Source organism: Kitasatospora sp. NPDC001539, assembly GCF_040298565.1.
GTDB lineage: Bacteria > Actinomycetota > Actinomycetes > Streptomycetales > Streptomycetaceae > Kitasatospora.
This window is the reverse complement of the sequence record NZ_JBEPAK010000393.1, coordinates 1-4,037: the sequence shown is the minus strand read 5'-3', so window position 1 is coordinate 4,037 and position 4,037 is coordinate 1. Positions and strand designations below refer to the sequence as shown.

Here is a 4,037-nt window from a genome sequence, read left to right as displayed (position 1 = left end):
GTCCGACAACCGCTCACCCGCAGGCGACTTGACCTGCCCCACCCTTGCCACACCACAACCAACGAGCCACAGACACCAAAGTCACCGGCATTGGCCCTAGGGTGGGTGCGGAAGATCGCCCGTACCAGCAGCACCGGCAGGAGAGACCATGACCGAGACCGGCCCCACCGACCCCCGGCTCCCCGTCGGGGTGATCGGCCTGGGCGACATCGCGCAGAAGGCCTACCTGCCGGTGCTCACCGCGCTGCCCGGGCTGGACCTGCGGCTGATGACCCGGGACCGGGCCAAGCTGGACCGGATCGGCGAGGCGCACCGGATCGGCGCCGAGCACCGGTTCACCGACCTGGGCGAGCTGATCGGCAGCGGCATCCGGGCCGCCTTCGTGCACGCGGCGACCGACCAGCACGTGCCGATCGTCGAGCAGCTGCTCACCGCCGGGGTGGACGTCTACGTGGACAAGCCGCTGGACCAGACCCTGGACGGCGCCCGCCGGCTGGTCGGGCTCGCCGACCGCACCGGCCGCTCGCTGATGGTCGGCTTCAACCGGCGGTACGCGCCCGGGTACGTCCAGGCCAAGGAGCGGCCGCGCGACCTGATCGTGCTGCAGAAGAACCGCGAGGGCCTGGCCGAGGCCGCCCGCACGCTGGTCTACGACGACTTCATCCACGTGGTGGACCTGCTGCGCTTCCTCACCCCCGGCGAGATCGAGCACGTGGACGTCCGGGCCCGCACTCGGGACGGGCTGGTCGAGCACCTGGTGCTCACCCTCGGCGGGGAGGGCTTCACCGCGCTGGGCATCATGAACCGGGTCTCGGGCTCCACAGAGGAGGTGCTGGAGGTCTCCGGCGGCGACTCCAAGCGCGAGGTGCGCAACCTCGCCGAGGTGATCGACCACCGGGGCCAGCCCACCGTCCGGCGGCGCGGCGACTGGGTGTCCGTCGCCCGCCAGCGCGGCATCGAGCAGTGCGTGCTGGCCTTCCTGGACGCCGTCCGCGCCGGGAGGACCCTGGACGCCCACGACGCGCTGCGCACCCACGAGTTGTGCGAGCTGATCGTGGAGCGGATCGGACACAACTGAGGAAAAGCGCGGGAAAGCCGCAGGACGGCGCGCGTCGCCGGGCGTTGCTGGGGGAAAGCTGGGATCCCGCTGGGAGCGGGCCGGGTTGACGCGCCCTCATGTCATCCGGCGGGAACCGACAGTTCACTGACGGGGTCTTGTCGGGTCATTTTCTACGCGCGTATCTTGAAGGCGTCGCGGGAGACGGCATCCGTCTCCCGCTTTTCCCCACGTCGTCTCTACGCGAGTAGCGCCCGCTGCTGCCCGTGCGGCTCCGGCCGCACCGGCGGCCGCCCGCGTGACGCGCGCTGCCCCCGACCGCCGGGCACCGAGCCGTGCCGTACGGCGGAGCTAGGAGTCACCCGGTGACCACCGCCCCCGCGCCCCGCCCGCGCAGAGCCGCCCTGCTGCGCGCCTCCCTCGTCCCCGCCTCGCTGGCCGCCTCGCTGGTGCTGGTCCCGCTGCCGGTGGCGAACGCGGCCGGCGCGGCGACGGCCGCTCCGCCGGCCCCGACCGAGGCCGGGCCACTGCGGATCCACGACGTCCAGGGCACCACCCGGCTCTCCCCGCAGGCCGGCAAGCCCGTCACCGGCGTGCCCGGGATCGTCACCGGCGTCCGCGCGTACGGAAGTTCCAAGGGCTTCTGGATGCAGGACCCGAACCCGGACGCCGACCCGGCCACCAGCGAGGGCGTCTTCGTCTTCACCGGCGGCAACCCGACCGTCAAGGTCGGCGACTCGGTGCTGGTGAGCGGCAAGGTCAGCGAGTACTACCCGAGCTACTCCGGCGGCTCGCAGTCCGTCACCGAGCTCTCCGGCCCGGCCGTCACCGTCGTCTCCTCCGGCAACCCGCTGCCCGCCCCCGTGGTCGTCGACACCCGCGACATCCCCGGCACCTACGCCCCGCCGGCCGGCCCCGACGGCACCGTCAACCAGGTGCCGCTCAACCCGGAGAAGTACGCCCTGGACTTCTACGAGTCCCTGGAGGGCATGCTCGTCCAGGTCAAGGACGTCCGCGTCATACAGGCGACCGACAAGTACGACGAGCTGTGGGTGGCCGCGGACCGCCAGGACCAGCGCAGCAAGCGCGGCGGCGTGCTGTACGAGTCCTACCGCGAGCCCAACGTGGGCCGCCTGATGGTGCAGCAGCAGGCCCCGGCCTCCCAGCAGCCCTTCCCGGTGGCCAACGTCGGCGACGAGCTGACCGGCACCACCACCGGTCCGCTGGACTACAACGCCTTCGGCGGCTACACCCTCGTCGCCGGCACCATGGGCACCCTGAAGGACAACCACCTCCAGCGCGAGGTCACCGCCCAGCCGAGCGACCGCGAACTCACCCTCGCCACCTACAACGTGGAGAACCTGGCGCCGAACAACCCGGACGCCAAGTTCGCCGAGCTGGCCCAGGGCGTCGTCACCAACCTGCGCTCGCCGGACATCGTCGCCCTGGAGGAGATCCAGGACGACAACGGCGCCAAGAACGACGGCACGGTCGACGCGAGCCGGACCGTCGCCAAGTTCATCGCCGCGATCAAGGCGGCCGGCGGCCCCGCCTACGACTGGCGCTCGATCGACCCCCAGGACGGCAAGGACGGCGGTGAACCCGGCGGCAACATCCGCCAGGTCTTCCTGTTCAACCCGCAGCGGGTCTCCTTCACCGACATCGCGGGCGGCGACGCCACCACCGCCGTCGGCGTCACCGGCACCGGCGCGGCCACCTCGCTGACCGCCTCGCCCGGCCGGATCGAGCCCACCGACGAGGCCTGGACCAACAGCCGCAAGCCGCTCGTCGGCCAGTTCGCCTTCCGCGGCCAGAAGGTGTTCGTGATCGCCAACCACTTCAACAGCAAGGGTGGCGACCAGGGCATCGACAGCCGCTTCCAGCAGCCCGTCCGCAGCTCCGAGGTGCAGCGGATGAGGCAGGCCACCGTCGAGCAGGCCTTCGTCGCCAAGCTGCTCGCCGCCGACAAGGAGGCGAAGGTCGTCTCGCTCGGCGACTTCAACGACTACCAGTTCTCGCCCGCACTGGCCGCGCTGACCAAGGACGGCGTGCTGCGCGACCTGGTGAACGAGCTGCCGGAGACGGAGCAGTACTCGTACGTCTACCAGGGCAACTCGCAGGTGCTGGACCACATCCTGGTCAGCCCCGAGGTCGGCTACGCCAAGTACGACGTGGTGCACATCAACGCCGAGTTCGCCCACCAGGCCAGCGACCACGATCCGCAGGTGGTCCGGATCAAGCCCTGATCCCCCGTACGGCTATCCTGCCTCCGCCGCCGGTGACCGCCGGCGGCGGGGGCGTTCCGGCAGGCGGCCGACGGCTCGTGCCTGACGGCCGGGGGCCGGGGGCCGAGGGCCGGGAGCCGAGGGTCCTGGGTCGAGGGCGGACGGCGGACGGCCGAGGGCTGTCGGCGACGAGGACCGGCGCCGGGTGACGAGCGACGGGAACGGGGGCGGGACGGCATGGGGTACCGGATCGAGCGGATCGGGCGCGAGGACTGGCAGCGCCTGCGGACGGTGCGGCTGGCCCAACTCCTCGACACGCCCATGGCGTTCGGCGAACCGTACGAGTACGCGCGGCACCAGGGCGAGGGCAACTGGCGGGCCCGGACGGACTGGCTCAACGAGCCCGGGAAGATCGGCCTGGTCGCCGTGGACGACTCGGACGAGTGGGTCGCCACCATGCTGTCGATCCCCAGCAAGGACCAGCCCGCGTCGGTCGACCTGATCGGCGTCTGGGTCGACCCGGCCCACCGGGGCCGCGAACGCGGCGTCGCCGACGCCCTGCTGGACGCCGTGATCGACTGGGCCCGGGCCGGCGGCGCGCGGCGGATGCTGCTCGGCGTGCACGAGGAGAACCACCGCGCCGCCGCGTTCTACGAGCGGCGCGGCTTCGAGTACACCGGCGGTGAGACGCCGTACGTGCTGGACCCGGAGGCCCGGATCCTGGAGATGGCGCTCCCGCTGGACTGACGTCCGGC

The 4,037-nt window shown here is 72.0% G+C and carries 3 protein-coding genes; all 3 read left to right on the top strand.

The genetic code is table 11. The features are described 5' to 3' along the window. The first annotated feature begins 148 nt into the window (after positions 1-148). Positions 149-1,078 (top strand): Gfo/Idh/MocA family protein, encoded by a 930-nt coding sequence (locus ABT247_RS32280; protein ID WP_350749908.1) that lies wholly within the window; start codon positions 149-151, stop codon positions 1,076-1,078. Positions 1,079-1,422: 344 nt separating this feature from the next. After that, positions 1,423-3,303, top strand: a complete 1,881-nt coding sequence (locus ABT247_RS32275; protein WP_350749905.1) for a DUF8508 domain-containing protein — start codon at positions 1,423-1,425, stop codon at positions 3,301-3,303. Positions 3,304-3,519: 216 nt separating this feature from the next. Further along, positions 3,520-4,029, top strand: a complete 510-nt coding sequence (locus tag ABT247_RS32270; RefSeq protein WP_350749902.1) for a GNAT family N-acetyltransferase — start codon at positions 3,520-3,522, stop codon at positions 4,027-4,029. Positions 4,030-4,037 lie beyond the last annotated feature (8 nt).

Coding starts and splice junctions, on each gene's coding strand:
- ABT247_RS32270 (WP_350749902.1), top strand. CDS start 3,520: ATGGGGTACCGGATCGAGCGGATCGGGCGCGAGGACTGGCAGCGCCTG.
- ABT247_RS32280 (WP_350749908.1), top strand. CDS start 149: ATGACCGAGACCGGCCCCACCGACCCCCGGCTCCCCGTCGGGGTGATC.